Raw genomic sequence first — 368 nt, 5'->3', positions numbered from 1 at the left:
CGCGTATCACGCGCCACCGTCTGGCTCGACCGCGGCCAGACCAAGCGGCTGGACAAGGGCTTTGGCCATTTCGAGGAGTGGCGGCAGTTCAAGCTGAAGAGCGCCGACTATCCCAAGATCGGCCGCCGCATCGCCAGGCTCGGCCTGCCGACGCTGTTCGTCATGGAAGGCGGCTATGCTGTGGAAGAGATCGGCATCAACGCCGTCGGCGTGCTGACCAGCTTCGAGGACAGGTAGGAAGCCAAAGGGCGCCCGCAGCCGCCCTTTGGAACTCTACGCTAGGCGGCAGCGCCGGGGCTCGGCGCCGCGGACGGCACGGCCGGTTTGCGGGAACGGCCAAGCATGTACACCGCCACCGCAGCAATGAC

General features: G+C 66.8%; 1 pseudogene. It reads left to right on the top strand.

Features of this window, described 5'->3' with window-relative positions:
- Nucleotides 1–237: pseudogene (locus EN862_RS37240) on the top strand (hypothetical protein); the annotation flags it as partial.
- Nucleotides 238–368: the final 131 nt, after the last annotated feature.

This window comes from Mesorhizobium sp. M2E.F.Ca.ET.219.01.1.1 (assembly GCF_004016445.2).
Classification (GTDB): domain Bacteria; phylum Pseudomonadota; class Alphaproteobacteria; order Rhizobiales; family Rhizobiaceae; genus Mesorhizobium.
This window is presented reverse-complemented; position numbering and strand designations above follow the sequence as displayed.